Genomic DNA, 15,569 nt, shown 5'->3' with positions numbered 1-15,569 from the left:
TTAACAGCCTAGCAGTTAGCTTGGCACACAGAGGTGTACTATGGCTCATGTAAATCTTCGTCGCCCCCAAAATACTCCCGGCGATTTTTATGTAGATACTACCTGTATTGATTGTGATACCTGTCGCTGGATGACACCGGATGTTTTTCATCGTGTTGATGAAATGTCGGCAGTATATCATCAACCAACAAACGAGACAGAAAGATTAGCCGCACTGCAAGCACTTTTATCTTGTCCTACCAGTTCCATTGGTACAGTTGAAAAACCCAAAGATATCAAAATTGCTCAGGAAAGTTTTCCCATTTTAGTCGCTGAAAATATTTATCACTGTGGCTATCATTCCGAAAAATCCTATGGTGCTGCTAGTTATTTAATTCAACAGTCACAAGGAAATATCTTAGTAGATTCTCCTCGATTTACACCGCCTTTAGTGAAACGCATAGAGGCGATGGGGGGAATAAAATATATGTATTTAACTCATCAAGATGATGTGGCTGATCATCAAAGGTTTGCTGAACATTTTCACTGTCAGCGTATCTTGCACGCTGATGAAATTTCTGCGGGAACTCGGAACGTAGAAATCCAATTAACTGGTTCGGAAGCATTTACTTTACAACCAGATATATTAATTATTCCCGTTCCTGGTCACACTAAAGGACACACAGTTTTACTATACAAAAATAAGTTTCTGTTTACGGGTGATCATCTTGCATGGTCGGGAACTCGGCAACAATTGACCGCCTTTCATGATGTATGCTGGTATTCTTGGGCAGAACAAATTAAGTCCATGCGCCGATTAGCTGATTACTCATTTGAGTGGGTATTACCAGGACATGGACGACGCTTTCATGCTGATATTGATACGATGCGTCAGCAGATGCACAAGTGTATTGAGTTAATGACTGATGAGCGTCAACCTTTAACCTTCAACAGTTAACAGTTAAGATTGATTTGGTATTTTGAATTGCCTCTATGGTTACTCTGTCCCCCAACCTACAAGCTAGACTTTCCCAACCCCTAAAAATCGGCTCATTCGCAGTTAAAAGCCGAGTCCTTCAGTCGCCTTTGTCGGGGGTGACAGATATGGTGTTTCGCCGCTTGGTACGTCGCTATGCACCAGATTCGATGATGTACACGGAAATGGTGAATGCTACGGGTTTACACTATGTCAAGCAGTTACCAAAAATTATGGAGGTAGACCCAAACGAGCGACCAATTAGCATTCAGTTGTTTGACTGTCGCCCCGATTTCCTCGCAGAAGCAGCAATCAAAGCTGTTGCTGAGGGTGCTGATACGATTGATATTAATATGGGGTGTCCGGTAAATAAAATTACCAAAAATGGTGGCGGTTCTTCTTTATTACGACAGCCGGAAGTTGCAGAAGCCATTGTAAGGGAAGTTGTCAAAGCTGTGAATGTGCCGGTCACCGTAAAAACCCGGATTGGTTGGAATGACAGAGAAATTACCATTCTCGATTTTGCCAAGCGGATGGAAGATGCGGGAGCGCAAATGATTACTGTGCATGGACGCACCCGCGCTCAAGGTTACAATGGTAACGCTCGCTGGGAATGGATAGCCCGTGTCAAAGAAATACTTTCCATCCCGGTGATTGGTAATGGCGATATATTCTCTGTGGAATCGGCGGTGAAATGTTTAGAACAAACGGGTGCTGATGGTGTGATGTGTTCCCGTGGGACTTTGGGTTATCCCTTTTTGGTGGGAGAAATTGACCACTTCTTAAAAACTGGGGAAATTTTACCAGCACCGACCCCAATTCAACGTTTGGAATGTGCCAGAGATCATTTACAAGCCTTATGGGAATATAAAGGCGATCGCGGTGTCCGTCAAGCCCGCAAGCACATGACTTGGTATGCTAAGGGTTTCGTCGGTGCTGCTGAGTTACGTGGACAGTTAAGTGTGATTGAAACAGTCCAACAAGGTTTGGATTTGATTGACAGAGCTACGGAAAAATTAACTCATGGTTATGAACTGGTAGAAGAAGAAAGTAATTTTCAAGTAGCTTAAGCATGAAAACGGTCATAGAAGCTATTTTTTTTACTAAACACATTCACTTTGCCAGCGTTACACTAAAAAAGTAAAGAAATGTAACTAAATTAAATCTGGCGATCGTGGAAACAATCACTTTAGGGAAAAATGGCCCTACCGTCACACCCCTTTGCATTGGAACTTGGGCTTGGGGTGATAAACTTTTTTGGAATTATGGCAATGGCTACGGCCCGGAACAGATACAAGAAGCATTCACCGCAGCTCTAGAAGCAGGTATTACTTTCTTTGATACAGCAGAGGTTTACGGACTGGGACTATCAGAAGAATTGTTAGGACAATTTGTCAAACAAGCACAGCAACCCGTACAAATTGCCACAAAATTTGGCCCCTTACCTTGGCGATTTACAAGTCAGTCTGTTTCTGATGCTTTAACAGACAGCCTCAAGCGGCTGCAACTAGAGTGTGTAGACTTATATCAAGTGCATTGGCCATTTGCTTTTTTATTAAGTCAAGAAACTTTATTAAACACCCTGGCTGACGAAGTGAAGCGGGGGAGAATTGCCGCAGTTGGTGTCAGTAATTATTCAGCATCACAAATGCGGGAAGCTCATCAAATATTAGCGGCTAAGGGTGTGCCTTTAGCGGTGAATCAAGTCCGCTATTCTTTATTAAGTCGCCAAATAGAAACTAACGGAATTTTAGGTACTGCCCATGAGTTGGGTGTAACTATTTTGGCTTACAGTCCTTTGGCACAAGGATTACTTACAGGCAAATACTCGGCTGAAAGGGGTGAAAGTCCAACTGGTGCTAGAAGCATAGACCCAAGATTTAATAAAGACGGGTTGCAAAAAATCGCACCTGTGATATCTCTGTTACGTAGCTTGGGGGAAAAATACGATCGCACTCCTGCCCAAGTTGCTTTAAATTGGTTAATCGCTCAAGGTAATGTGATTCCCATTGCGGGAGTAAAAACTGCCCAGCAAGTACGACAAAATGCAGGCGCTTTAGGCTGGAAATTAAGCGATGAAGAAATTCAGGATTTAGAAATAGTTAGTCGTCCTTGGAAATAGCGGTTAGGTATCGGGGACTGTGGATTGGGTTGAATTTCTTCCCCATACCTCTGCTGATAAGTCATAGACCCCCGACTTTTTTAAAAAAGTCGGGTATCTGAACACCCGCTTCTCTCACTCAAACACAGGAGGCCAAATTTCTGATACTGTTAGCTCCCAACCTGGAAGTAGATCAGGTAATGTTAACTTATCGTTATTTTTTAAAATTATCGGCTCTTGATTAATTCGGTAAACAGTTAATGTTAATTTATCTGGGTCAATGAGAATCCCCACAGTAGACCCCAGTTGTAAAAATAATTGAATTTTTTCTTCTAGTGGCTTGATGCGATCTGATTTAGACTTAATCTCTATCATCAAGTCAGGTACTAATTCTACAAAATCACGTTTGCTGATTTTTAATCTCTCTGCACGCACAAAAGATACATCAGGAGCGCGGAGATTACGTTTTTCGATATCAGATTCGATACCATTTTCCGTTTCCAGTCTCGGCAGAATAAAACCAGCGCTGGAACCGGTTACTCGTCCTAGTTTACGTGGGCGAACCCAATTAGCTAGTTGCCGCGCAAACTCTACGCCTATTTCTTCTGAAATATAATCAGATGGCCCCATAACCAAAATACTTCCGTCTACCAGTTCCATCTGCCATTCTGGATGTTCAGCTTGTAGCTGCTCTAAGTCTGAGATTGTGAACATAAGAGTAGAAATAATCCATTTATATCTATGTTCCTACAAGCTGATCAAAACAGTTAGGTGCTGCAATTGATGAGTTCTGAGATAAATCTAAATAATATTTATTTACTACTCAGCACTCAAAACTCAGTATTCAGCACTCTAGGAAGCTGATTCTCTAGCAGCAGGTGAACCTAACTTGGGATTACCGGGTGTAACAGAAGGTTCACGGCGACCAGTCCGTAATTTGGGCTTGGGACTACCGCGTCTTTCGTCGTCGCTGTTGTTATTGTCAGATTTATTCCAATTGGAACGACCTCTGTCTCTGTCACCGGAGAACTCACGACGCTTGCCAAGTTTGGGCTTGGGAGTAGAGGCGGTTTCTTCGGGAATTTCCATCTCGGTGCTTAACCAAGCGGGACGAGTTTGATCGTAAGCGATTTGTAGTGCGGCTGCGGCGATCGCTTGAGCATCATATTTCTCGATCAATTCGCTGACAATGGGCAAGAAGGAAGCCAAACGCTCACCAGCTAAGGCTTCTCTGACTTGTTCTTGCAATTTCAGGATGTGGCGTGCTTCGATTTGCGCCCTGGTGGGGATAGAAAGCAATTGCCAATTTTGCCGGACGTGGCGTTCAAATATTTGCTGTTTGCGACGCTCAAAGGGTTGTACTAAGGTAATTGCTGTACCTTCTTTACCAGCACGACCAGTACGACCAATCCGGTGGACGTAGGTTTCGACGCTATCGGGTAGGTCGTAGTTGATCACATGAGATAGTTGATCTACATCCAAGCCTCGTGCAGCAATGTCGGTTGCTACTACCCAGCGCACTTGACGACTGCGGAACCGAGTTAGTAGGCGTTCCCGTGCTTGTTGGGATAAGTCACCGTGATATTCATCCACACTGTGACCAGCTGCTTGCAGTTGGCTGGTGAGTTCGGCGGCGGTGCGTCTGGTACGAACAAAGATTAAAGCTGTTTCTGGGTCTTCCATTTCCAGAATTGGCTGTAAGGCTCTGGCTTTTGTCCAATGACGGGGGATGAGATAAGCTACCTGGTTGATTTTGTTGGGTGTAGCTTTTGGCTGTTCGACGGTGACAGTGACAGGCGATCGCAAAAATTTGTTGACCAGCATCCGAATTGATGGTGGCATCGTAGCTGAGAATAAAGCTGTCTGACGGTCTTGGGGTGCTTGAGAAAGAATTTTCTCTACATCGTCGATAAAGCCCATGCTCAACATTTCATCAGCTTCATCCAATACGAACCACTTGACTTGATCTAGCTTCAAGTTACCTCGTTCTAGCAAGTCAATTACCCGTCCTGGTGTACCAACGACGATTTGCGCGCCGCGTTTGAGTTGTAACATTTGGCGGTCAATTGATTGACCTCCATAAATTGCTAAAGTCCGCAATCCACTGTTACCAACGAATTGAGCGATCGCATCGTGGACTTGAATTGCTAATTCACGGGTTGGGGTTAAAACTATTGCTTGTACTGCTTTTTGTTGAACATCTAACCGCTCTAAAATTGGCAGTGAAAATGCTGCTGTTTTACCTGTACCTGTTTGTGATTGACCAACCACATCCCGACCTGACAATAGTTGGGGAATGGCTTGAACTTGGATATTTGTAGGTGCGGTAAAACCCATTGTTTCTAAGTGTTCTACGCGTTCCTGGGAAATTCCTAGTTCTTGAAACGATAAATTCATCAATTCTCCTCGATTTTGTTTTTTTGCTTTTAGATTTGTAAACTGAAACTTTGTATCACTTGTCAGCAATCAGTTATGACTGACAACTTGACCAAAGAGGTCATACTCATCGGCGCTGTGAATTTTCACAGGGACGATGGTTCCTAGCTTCGCCTCTCCATCAACGTAGACCTGACCATCGACTTCTGGAGAAAATCTGCCAGAACGACCAATTAATTTCCCACTTTCAGGGTTTTCTTGTTCAATCAGGACTTCAACTATTTTGCCGACTTCTTGCTGATTTTTTCGCCAAGAAATGGGTTGCTGGAGTGCCATGAGGCGATCGCGGCGTTCATCCATAACCTCTTGGGGTAGTTGGTTGGGTAGCTTGTAAGCGGGGGTTCCCTCTTCTGCGGAAAAGGTGAAAACGCCCACATGATCAAACTCATGCCGTTGGACGAACTCTAGTAAATGCTCAAACTGTGCTTCTGTTTCTCCAGGGAAGCCTACTATAAATGTTGTCCGTAACACAGCACCTGGAATGGCTATTTTGAGGCGCTCGATAATTTCATCGTTGACTCGCCCTTGCCAGGGACGGTTCATGGCACGGAGAACTTCGCTGTGAGAATGTTGTAAGGGCAAATCTAGATATGGTAAGACGTTTGGTGTTTCTTGAATTGCCGCTATCACATCCGGTGTCAATCCCGTAGGATAGGCATAGTGCATCCTAATCCAAGGTACATTAATTTTCCCTAAAGCACGCAATAGTTCGGCTAATTTGGGCTTACCATAAACATCCAACCCGTAGTTGGTGGTGATTTGGGAAATTAGGATGATCTCTTGCACCCCTTGAGCGACTAGTTGCTCGGTCTCAGCAACTATAGATTCTATAGTACGCGATCGTTGGTTCCCGCGTAAGTGGGGAATTATGCAAAATGCACAACGGTAATCACAACCTTCTGCTACTCGCAGATAAGCGACACCTTCGGTAGTAGTGCGGTAGCGTGGTGTAGTTTCATCAGCAATATAAATCGGTTCGGCACTAACTAGTTTAACCCGTTCACCTTGCTCTGCTCGCTCAATGACGTTAACTATTTTATGGTAGTCACCTGTACCAACTACAGCCACTGCTTCGGGTAACTCTTCCAACAACTGTTCTTGGAAGTGCTGCGCCATGCAGCCTGTAATCACTATTTTTTTGTTGGCTTCTGCGAGTTCTACTAAGGTTCTCACAGATTCTTCCCTTGCAGCTGCGATAAAACTACAAGTATTAACTATTACATAATCGGCTAACTCTTCATTTGTATCTACACCATAGCCTGCTTTTACCAGCAGTCCTAACATATGTTCTGTATCAATCCGATTTTTCTCACAGCCCAAGTGAGAAATTGCTATTGTTGGCTTTTCACCCATATTTTGAAAAAAACTTCCAGTTTTTTCTTGTTATTAAACACAAAGTACGATATTCTCGCTCTTTGTAATTCGCACCCTTGAATGACAGCAATCTGGTGGGGTATATCCACTGTCAACAACTGCCTTTAAACCTCTGACCTCTACCATTTAAGGTCATGTTATGATGTTTCTATTAGTAGTTTGTATCCCAGGGTAAATCTTAGTGTCTTAAGATAAATCCGACACTTTAAATTTTTGTTAACAATTCGCCTATTGGTATTTTACACTACCGCAGCGTGTGCTTTGTTAATTTACCCGTCGGGAAGCCGCCCAAAGGGCTGTTTTTGAGAAGTCGCTACCCTCAGGGAAATCGCACTTGCGACTACGCCCAATGAAGCAGTAATGCTACCCTGATGATTAGGCTTGACCTACGATGATACGTAGGCGATGTGCCTAAACCACAGGAAGCTGCCTTGCGTGTTGTGAGTGGCAAACTCCTCTTGTAGCCAGGTTTTATCTTAACATATCTTATGGTAAGTTTTACGCTAAATTCTGTCTTCAGGAGGAGGCAGTAAAATAGCCTGTAGAAACCGGAATTTAGTGATAGAGGCTGGGGGTGAGGGAGATGAAAAGCAGGGGAGCAGGAGAGCCACTGCGGTCTTCTCTGCTAGACTCTGCGCGTTGGCACAAGCCTCTGTCTCTGACACGCTCCGCGTACTCCTACGGAGAAGCAAGCTACGCAGAGCGTCCCGTAGGGAACGTAGAGAAGGGGCCTCCCCAATTGGAGCAAGTGGCGTAGCAGGGAACAGAGCGGAAAACTTACACAAAGACTCTCTTCTCCTGTGTCCCCCAGCCCCAATTCCCAATTTTGACCAATCCCCAGTATCTAATCCCCAATTCCTGACAACAATTAAAGACGTGGACTTATATCAGCTATTTAAAACTCGAACACCAATTATTGGCGTGGTTCATCTGCTCCCCCTTCCTACTTCTGCTCGTTGGGGAGGAAGTCTTAAGGCAGTGATTGATCGCGCGGAACAAGAAGCAACGGCACTGGCTAGTGGCGGAGTGGACGGTATTATTGTAGAGAATTTTTTCGATGCACCGTTCACAAAGAGTCAGGTCGATCCAGCAATTGTGAGTGCCATGACTGTGGTGGTGCAACGGATACAGAATTTGGTGACGTTGCCGATAGGGCTAAATGTGTTGCGAAATGATGGTAAAAGTGCAATGGCGATCGCTAGCTGTGTCCGCGCCCAGTTTATCCGTGTCAACGTCCTGACTGGGGTGATGGCTACAGACCAGGGATTAATTGAGGGAGAAGCTCATCAATTACTCCGCTATCGGCGAGAATTGGGTAGTGACGTGAAAATCTTGGCTGATGTCTTGGTGAAACACGCTAGACCACTGAGTTCACCAAATCTCACTGTTGCAGTCAAAGACACAATTGAGCGGGGTTTGGCAGATGCAGTAATTTTGTCTGGCTGGGCTACTGGTAGCCCCCCCAATCAGGAAGATGTGGAACTAGCTTGTGATGCTGCCAATGGTACACCTGTATTTATAGGTAGTGGAGCAAACTGGGAAAATATTGCTACACTGTTGCAGGCTGCAAATGGTGTGATTGTTTCTAGTTCGCTTAAACGCCAAGGTCGAATCGAGCAACCAATCGACCCGATTCGCGTCAGTCAATTTGTAGAAGCTGCTCGTCGGAGTTGGAACTCCAAAGATCAGAGTAAGCCTGCTCCTTCTTCCTCAATTAGTCTACATTCTTAGGGAATAGGGAGTGGCGTTAGGGAGTAGGGAAATTACCACTCCCCATTTCCAATTCCCTATTCCCAACTCCCCTTATGAAATCGCAATTTATGATTCGCCGCCGTTCTACTCCTTGGATTCATAAATGGTCGCGTCTAATAATTGCCGCGATCGCTGGACTTGGTGCCTTAACTACCGGCTACTTAACTATAGAAAAGTTAACAGGAGGTAGTGCTGCTTGTGTGGCACAGGCTGGTGCCAAAAACTGTAATGATGTTCTTTCCAGCCCTTGGGCAACAATTTTCGGACAGCCATTAGCCTTGTTTGGGCTTTTGGCATACATCGGTATGTTGGTCTTAGCTTTGGCTCCTGTTGTCTGGAAAGGTGGAGAAAACAACAGCCGGAAACAACTAGAAAATGTGACATGGTGGCTACTGTTGGTGGGAGCGATCGCCATGTCCGTCTTCAGTGGCTATTTAATTTATTTACTGGCATTTGAAATTAAAGCCTTTTGTCTTTATTGTATTAGTTCGGCTTTATTCTCCCTGAGCTTTTTAGTACTAACAATTGTCGGGCGCTCTTGGGAGGATATTGGACAAATATTCTTTACTGCTTTGATTGTGGGTATGGTGACGCTGATTGGTACTTTAGGCGTTTATGCAGGTGTAAATCAACCAAGCGTTACCTCCAACATACCACCCGGAAAATTACAGCCCTTTGTTCCCAAGACAGATCCTAACCCAGAATTTGGTTGGGAAATCACCACTACTTCTGGTGAGGCAGAAATCGCTTTAGCCCAGCATTTAGTTAAAGTAGGTGCTAAGGAATACGTTGCTTTTTGGTGTCCACACTGCCACGATCAGAAATTACTTTTTGGTAAAGAAGCCTACCAAATTATCAGCGACAACATTAAAGTAGAGTGTGCTGCTGAGAGTCCCAAGGGTCAACCAGAATTGTGTCAAGCAGCAAAAATACAGGGGTTTCCCTCTTGGATTATCAACGGCAAAACCTATAGCGGAGTACAAAACCTCGTAGAATTAGCCAAAAATACAGGTTATACAGGCCCAAGCAATTTCAAGTACTTTAGGTAACTACCGCAAATGATGCTCTTGTGTAGCTATCTAGCCTAGACAGCAAATAAATAAGTATTACTGATTCCACAGTCAACAGGTTGCCAAGGGCAAATTATTACCAGTTGACTGTTTTATTTGTGTGATGAGTACGTAAGTCCAAATATCTATCAATTTTGGAAATATTAGAGTAAGCCATAAATAATGATACAACTTCTCCTAAAAAAGATGGCAATTGTAACTAAGTGAAAATATACTATTCACAAATAGTATTTAGATTAAGCTTGTAACTAGTGTGGCTACGCCCTAGAAAAATATGAAAGAAATACTCTGTTTTCTTCTTTCCTTTCCCCTGTGTTTCTTAAGAGTTATGAAGGTACGCTTTATTAAACACCCCTTTGGCAAGTTAATTATGTTACAGCTTCATAGAGAAACGATATGAGATATATATGATGGTTATTTGATAGCAAGTTGATATGTAAGAAGTCAAGAGTCAGGTTTCAAAATCCATAATGATGGGAATATCAATAAGTCGTAACATTCTATATTTCTTCTAATCATTAGGTTTGAATATCAATTTTTTCTGAATTTTGACTTTTAGATTCTGATGTTGATTTTTATAAGCAATAGAGAGGATTATCCCACTTAGGTATTGGGAATGAGTAAGCAACTAGGCAAGCGTCTTGTGAAGTTAATTCTGGGACTGAAACAATCGCTTAGTCGAGGACAAAGAGAATTAATTACTGCTTCTAGCGTTTTGGTTTTTGTCCTATTGTTACGTTCTATAGGATTGCTGCAATCCGTAGAGTTAGCTGCATTAGATCAATTTTTTCACATCCGCCCATATGAACAGCCTGATAATCGTATTACTATCGTCGCCATTGATGAGGCTTCTTTAAGTAAAGGGTTTCCAATTCCCGATAGCATTATTGCTGATTTATTACAAAAATTGCAAGCCAATCAACCCCGCGCTATTGGTTTAGATATTTATCGAAATTTGCCAGCAAAGCATGGTTATGAAATTTTGGTAAATGCTTATAAGTCAATGCCGAATTTAATTGGTACTCACTTATTAGCAAATAATGAGAATTATAAAGTTCCACCACCACCAAAATTAGATTCTAAGCAAATAGGATTTAATAACTTATTATACGATCCTGATGGCAAAGTCCGCCGTAGTTTATTGTATTGGCATATTGAAAATAAATTCTACGAAAGCTTTGCTTTAAAAGTAGCTTTATTGTATTTAAAAGCTGAAGATATTATTCCCAAAAGAGCAGCAAAAAATTCTGAATATTTGCAGTTAGGTAAGGCAGTTTTTACGAGGTTTAGAGGAAATAATGGGGCTTATGTAAAAGCTGATGATAGAGGATATCAAATTTTGTCTAATTTTCCTAAGCCCGGTTGTTACGCTTCCACTCCAGACTCTTGTGGTTTCCGAACAGTCAGTATGTTGGATGTGCTGGAGAATAAAGTACCAGAGAATTGGATTAAAGATCGGATTGTTTTAATTGGTTCTTATGCTCCGAGCTTACAGGATTTTGTATTTATCCCCTATTCAAGTCGTTTGATGGAAGAAGCAAAACCTGTAGCAGGAATTGAGTTGCAAGCTTATTTTATCAGTCAGTTAATTTCTGCGGCTTTGAAAGGAAGACCTCTATTAAAAGTTTGGTCTCATGTTGGGGAATACTTATGGATTTTTGCTTGGTCATATTTAGGTGCGGTAACAGCATGGCGAATAAGGCAGCCAATTCACAGTATTGTGACAATCTTCGTTTCATGCTGTGTGCTTTTCTTAAGTGCTTATCTGGCTTTTTTATCAGGGTGGTGGATACCATTAATTCCAGCCCTACTAACCTTTATCGGTGCAGTAATTTGGATTACTAACTATCTTGCTCATATGCAGGAAGAATTAAAGCGTTCTAAAGAATTTTTGCAGCAAGTTATTGATACAATTGCTGACCCTATTTTCGTGAAGAATGAACAACATCAGTGGATTGTTTTAAATGAAGCTTACTGCCGATTTATTGGTTATCCTGATACTTTGTTAATTGAAAAATCAGATATTGATTTTTTTCCTAAACATGAAGCAGAAGTCTTTCGACAGCAAGATGAATTAGTATTTTTGACTCAAAAACCCCAAGAAAATGAGGAAGAATTTACTGATGCTTATGGGAAGACTCATTTAATCGCCACTAAGCGATCGCTCCACAAGGATGCAGCTGGCAATTTCTTTTTAGTTGGGGTAATCCGAGACATAACTCAGCGCAAGTTGATGGAGGAGGAACTCAAGCGCACAGCAGCTGAGTTGTTTCGTTCTAATAATGAATTAAAACTTAAGGAAGACCATTTGCGTTATTTGGCTTATCACGACCCCTTAACAGGTCTACCTAATCGTAAATACTTCGCTGAACAACTTTACGAATCTATCAACTGGGCAAAAGATAACAAGCTCTCACTCGGATTACTATTTATTGATCTAGACGGATTTAAGCAAGTTAATGATAACCTCGGTCATGAGATGGGCGATCGCTTGTTAGTGGTAATCGCTCAACGTCTGAGCAATTCTTTACGTGCTAGTGATACAGTCGCTCGTCTAGGTGGCGATGAATTTACCGTGATCCTACGGGCAATACCTAACGTGCAAGTAGCTGCTAAAGTTGCTGAAAAAATTCTAGCGAATATAACTGAGCCAATTGTCTTGAACGGATGTACTACTAAGGTTTCTGTTAGTATTGGTATTAGTATTTACCCGAAAAACAGTATAGACCCTGATATATTGCTAAAGCAAGCAGATGCTGCCATGTACAGAGCCAAACATCTAGGGAAAAATCGTTTTGAATTGGCGTAAAGATGAGGAGTGGGGCTAGGGAAGAGCAATTTTCATTTGATTTTGAATCTGTGTGCCTTAGTCACGGCACACAGATTCAAAATCGGAACCCCAGATAAGCCTTTTTTTTCCTAAGGGACGCTCCACAAACAGAAACGCTAACTAACGGGCATTTTAGTTCTCCGTAGATGTACATAATATTACGCTAACCCGTAGGATAATACGAAGGGCAAGTAATACTAGCTCTTTAGGTGTTGAAAAGTAATATTCAACCTTGATTGTAATTATTATGGAATTTCACTGAAATTTGTTAATACAATCTTTATAAATAAAGACTATAATGGTGAGTCTCTACTAAAATTTCACATATCCTTCATATTTGAGGGTGTGTGAAATTTGGATAAATTTGCGTAATGTTACGTAATTTTTTAGCAATGGGGTGAGTATTTACACAAAAAAATATTAAGAAATAATTAAAAAAACATGAGGTTGATATTTCTCTTGTGGTAATTAATGAAAATACATAACTTGATTCTGAGACATAGCTCTAACCAAAGACCGATGTCAATATCTGTCAATAAGTTATATTGCTTAATAATTGGCTCCATTTACAAGGCAATTCTCTAGAGAATATGACCTTTAATGGCATCCTATTTAAGTATTTCTCCGTCAAATTAATAAATTCAGCAAAAGTTAAATTTTTGGGAAACCTCATTTTCTCTTTTGTAAATAATAAACACGCTAGATAAATCAGAAATTTAAAATAATTGTCAAAACATATGAAAGTCAACTGGAGAGTCATCAGTGTAGTAATATTTTGTATCAGTGCCAGTCTGATCATTCCTAAGGTTGCAGATGCCACCGGAAACCTGAATCGTTCGTCCTCGGCTAGTAATTCTAGGGATGACAAGCAAATCATCAAAAATTTTGAACAAAATCCCCAAGATGAAGAAGCTTATGTTCCACCAAATTATGGTGGGCCAGATAGCCAGCATGGTAGTGGAACTCGATAAATATTTTTTTTCTACGATTTTTAATTAAAAACAATGAGCTAAAGGAGCTACGGGACTATTGAGCCAATAGCTTTTAAAAATTGTGTATGTGATTTAAGACAAATTAAATTACTTCAAAACTATGATTTGAAGTTATGTGTTAAGTGATTACTCAGTATTTTTTGTCTATTTGGAAGCAATTATAGAGAAAATCAACACTTAGTTAAATATACTTAAGCATTTTTTAAGATTTCAAAATCGGAGATTGCAACCACTGATGTTTTTGTACTAGGGTGTGGACTTGCCAATCAGGATTTGAGTCGGGATAGTCTAGGCGGAAGTGACCTCCACGGCTTTCAGTTCTAAAAGCAGCACTTTTGAGAATCAAATAAGCGACATCAAGTAAATTACCAGTCTCTGCCCAAAGTCGCAGTTGCTGATCACTATCGGGAAAATTAAACCTCACCGACTTGTTAGGATCTAATGACAACAAAAATTTACTTAAAGGTAACGCGGCAAAATCTTGTTGCCAAGATTCTACAGTAGGGATCGCCGCAGACAATACAGACTCTTCTCGACAAATACCAGCACTTTGCCAAACCAAACGCGGTAACTTTTCCCGGATTGTGGCTAACTGTGCTTGCTGATGTTGCCATTCGTTAACACCAATCTTAAATTCTTGTGTTGGTAGGGCTGGTGTCTCTGAGTACAGCTTGACATCTGCCAGTGTAAGATTTGCTAACTGCGCTCCAAATACAATACATTCCAGCAGCGAATTACTCGCTAAACGATTCGCTCCGTGTACACCTGTACTAGCAGTTTCTCCCACCGCATACAACCCAGGAATATTAGTTTGATTGTTTAAATCGGTGGCAATTCCACCCATCCAATAATGGGCTGCTGGGGCTACAGGAATCGGTTCATGGAAGACATCTATCCCCCAACGCTGACAAACCTTAACGATGTTGGGAAAACGTTGACGAATTTTGTCTTCAGGGATAGGACGCATATCCAACCACACATGAGCGCTAGCAGGATCGACAGCAGTACGTTGCAAATGGCTAAAGATTGCCCTACTTACTACATCTCTGGGTGCCAATTCTCCAGATGGATGATAGTCAAAAGCAAATCGTCGCCCTTCATTATCAACTAGGTGTGCGCCTTCACCACGGACTGCTTCACTGATGAGAAAGCGGTCTGCACCAATTTTAGTCAAGGCTGTAGGGTGAAATTGCACAAATTCTAAATCACGAAGAATTGCCCCAGCCCGCCAAGCAATTGCTACTCCATCGCCAGTACTGACCGCAGGATTTGTGGTTTGGGCAAATACCTGACCGCCACCACCAGTCGCCAAGACCACAGCCCCAGCTCGCACCCATGTAATTGCACCTTGATAAAATAGGCTGATTCCCTGACAATGACCAGTTTCGGGTTCCAGCCAAAGACTCAAAGCTAAGGCTTGCTGAATTACTTGGATATTTGGACGACGTAATACTTGGGCAGTGAGGGTAGTGATGACTTCCCTTCCTGTAGTATCGGCGGCGTGAAGAACGCGGTTACGAGAATGTGCGGCTTCTAAAGTTAATGCTAAAGCTTGCCCATGTCGATCAAAAGCAACTCCCAAATTCACTAAAGATTCTATACATTTGGGTGCTTGTTGAGCCAGGAATTTTACTGCTTCGAGATCACACAAGCCTGCCCCTGCATGAATTGTATCTTCAATGTGTAAGGAAGGAGAATCATTAGGGGCGATCGCTGCGGCTATACCACCTTGCGCCCAATCACTAGCAGATAAAGCAACCGTTTCTTTGGTGATCAAACCGACGCGTAAAGATTCTGGTAGACACAATGCTGTATATAATCCAGCCGCACCAGCACCGACTACTAAAATATCAAATTGGCCAGGAATATCTATTTGCGACAAGGTTAGGAATTTGGGGAATGGGGAGTGGGAAGGAGCCACTACGTTGCGGGTTACCCCCGTTGTCAGAAGTGGCTTTGGGGAGTGGGGAATTACGAATTACGAATCACCTATCTCCTTCTTTAATAATAAGACTCCCACCCTCTGGGATAGAGAGTGGGTTAGTTTTCTTGACAGTAA

General features: G+C 42.2%; 11 protein-coding genes. 7 read left to right on the top strand and 4 right to left on the bottom strand.

The features are described 5' to 3' along the window. Positions 1-40 precede the first annotated feature (40 nt). The 3 genes from H6G18_RS02825 (at position 41) to H6G18_RS02815 (ending at position 3,077) form a co-directional block, all read left to right on the top strand. Positions 41-937: an MBL fold metallo-hydrolase gene (locus H6G18_RS02825; protein WP_190405565.1), complete on the top strand. Its 897-nt coding sequence runs from the start codon at positions 41-43 to the stop codon at positions 935-937. Positions 938-972: 35 nt separating this feature from the next. Beyond that, complete coding sequence (dusB, locus tag H6G18_RS02820; protein ID WP_190405564.1) at positions 973-2,025, top strand: tRNA dihydrouridine synthase DusB; 1,053 nt, start codon at positions 973-975, stop codon at positions 2,023-2,025. A 104-nt stretch (positions 2,026-2,129) separates the two neighbouring features. Continuing rightward, positions 2,130-3,077, top strand: coding sequence for an aldo/keto reductase (locus tag H6G18_RS02815; RefSeq protein ID WP_190405563.1), 948 nt, complete (start codon positions 2,130-2,132; stop codon positions 3,075-3,077). Between the two features lie 114 nt (positions 3,078-3,191). Here H6G18_RS02815 and H6G18_RS02810 read toward each other — a convergent pair whose 3' ends face one another. The 3 genes from H6G18_RS02810 to rimO all read right to left on the bottom strand — a co-directional run bounded on the left by H6G18_RS02810 (position 3,192) and on the right by rimO (position 6,845). Then, a complete protein-coding gene (locus H6G18_RS02810) occupies positions 3,192-3,770 on the bottom strand; it encodes a Uma2 family endonuclease (RefSeq protein WP_190405562.1) in 579 nt (192 codons plus the stop codon). Positions 3,771-3,908: 138 nt separating this feature from the next. Then, positions 3,909-5,453 (bottom strand): DEAD/DEAH box helicase, encoded by a 1,545-nt coding sequence (locus tag H6G18_RS02805; RefSeq protein ID WP_190405561.1) that lies wholly within the window; start codon positions 5,451-5,453, stop codon positions 3,909-3,911. A gap of 69 nt (positions 5,454-5,522) precedes the next feature. After that, on the bottom strand, positions 5,523-6,845 hold the full coding sequence (gene rimO / locus H6G18_RS02800) for a 30S ribosomal protein S12 methylthiotransferase RimO (protein ID WP_190405560.1): 1,323 nt from the start codon (positions 6,843-6,845) through the stop codon (positions 5,523-5,525). An 897-nt stretch (positions 6,846-7,742) separates the two neighbouring features. Here rimO and btpA point away from each other — a divergent pair. The 4 genes from btpA (at position 7,743) to H6G18_RS02780 (ending at position 13,489) form a co-directional block, all read left to right on the top strand. After that, a complete protein-coding gene (btpA, locus tag H6G18_RS02795) occupies positions 7,743-8,597 on the top strand; it encodes a photosystem I biogenesis protein BtpA (protein WP_190405559.1) in 855 nt (284 codons plus the stop codon). 89 nt (positions 8,598-8,686) lie between these two features. After that, on the top strand, positions 8,687-9,667 hold the full coding sequence (locus H6G18_RS02790; protein ID WP_190405641.1) for a vitamin K epoxide reductase family protein: 981 nt from the start codon (positions 8,687-8,689) through the stop codon (positions 9,665-9,667). A gap of 637 nt (positions 9,668-10,304) precedes the next feature. Beyond that, entirely contained in the window at positions 10,305-12,497 is a 2,193-nt protein-coding gene (locus tag H6G18_RS02785; RefSeq protein ID WP_190405558.1) for a CHASE2 domain-containing protein, read from the top strand. 758 nt (positions 12,498-13,255) lie between these two features. Further along, positions 13,256-13,489: a hypothetical protein gene (locus H6G18_RS02780; protein ID WP_190405557.1), complete on the top strand. Its 234-nt coding sequence runs from the start codon at positions 13,256-13,258 to the stop codon at positions 13,487-13,489. Positions 13,490-13,712: 223 nt separating this feature from the next. On the opposite strand, the gene nadB is transcribed toward H6G18_RS02780, so the two are convergent. Beyond that, positions 13,713-15,392: an L-aspartate oxidase gene (gene nadB / locus H6G18_RS02775; protein WP_190405640.1), complete on the bottom strand. Its 1,680-nt coding sequence runs from the start codon at positions 15,390-15,392 to the stop codon at positions 13,713-13,715. Positions 15,393-15,569 lie beyond the last annotated feature (177 nt).

The sequence above is a fragment of the Anabaena subtropica FACHB-260 genome, from assembly GCF_014697105.1.
Taxonomy (GTDB): domain Bacteria; phylum Cyanobacteriota; class Cyanobacteriia; order Cyanobacteriales; family Nostocaceae; genus Trichormus; species Trichormus subtropicus.
The sequence above is the reverse complement of the archived record's forward strand: the minus strand, read 5'-3'. Positions and strand labels throughout refer to the sequence as shown.

Coding starts and splice junctions, on each gene's coding strand:
- H6G18_RS02825 (WP_190405565.1), top strand. CDS start 41: ATGGCTCATGTAAATCTTCGTCGCCCCCAAAATACTCCCGGCGATTTT.
- dusB (WP_190405564.1), top strand. CDS start 973: ATGGTTACTCTGTCCCCCAACCTACAAGCTAGACTTTCCCAACCCCTA.
- H6G18_RS02810 (WP_190405562.1), bottom strand. CDS start 3,770: ATGTTCACAATCTCAGACTTAGAGCAGCTACAAGCTGAACATCCAGAA.
- H6G18_RS02805 (WP_190405561.1), bottom strand. CDS start 5,453: ATGAATTTATCGTTTCAAGAACTAGGAATTTCCCAGGAACGCGTAGAA.
- rimO (WP_190405560.1), bottom strand. CDS start 6,845: ATGGGTGAAAAGCCAACAATAGCAATTTCTCACTTGGGCTGTGAGAAA.
- H6G18_RS02790 (WP_190405641.1), top strand. CDS start 8,687: ATGATTCGCCGCCGTTCTACTCCTTGGATTCATAAATGGTCGCGTCTA.
- H6G18_RS02785 (WP_190405558.1), top strand. CDS start 10,305: ATGAGTAAGCAACTAGGCAAGCGTCTTGTGAAGTTAATTCTGGGACTG.
- H6G18_RS02780 (WP_190405557.1), top strand. CDS start 13,256: ATGAAAGTCAACTGGAGAGTCATCAGTGTAGTAATATTTTGTATCAGT.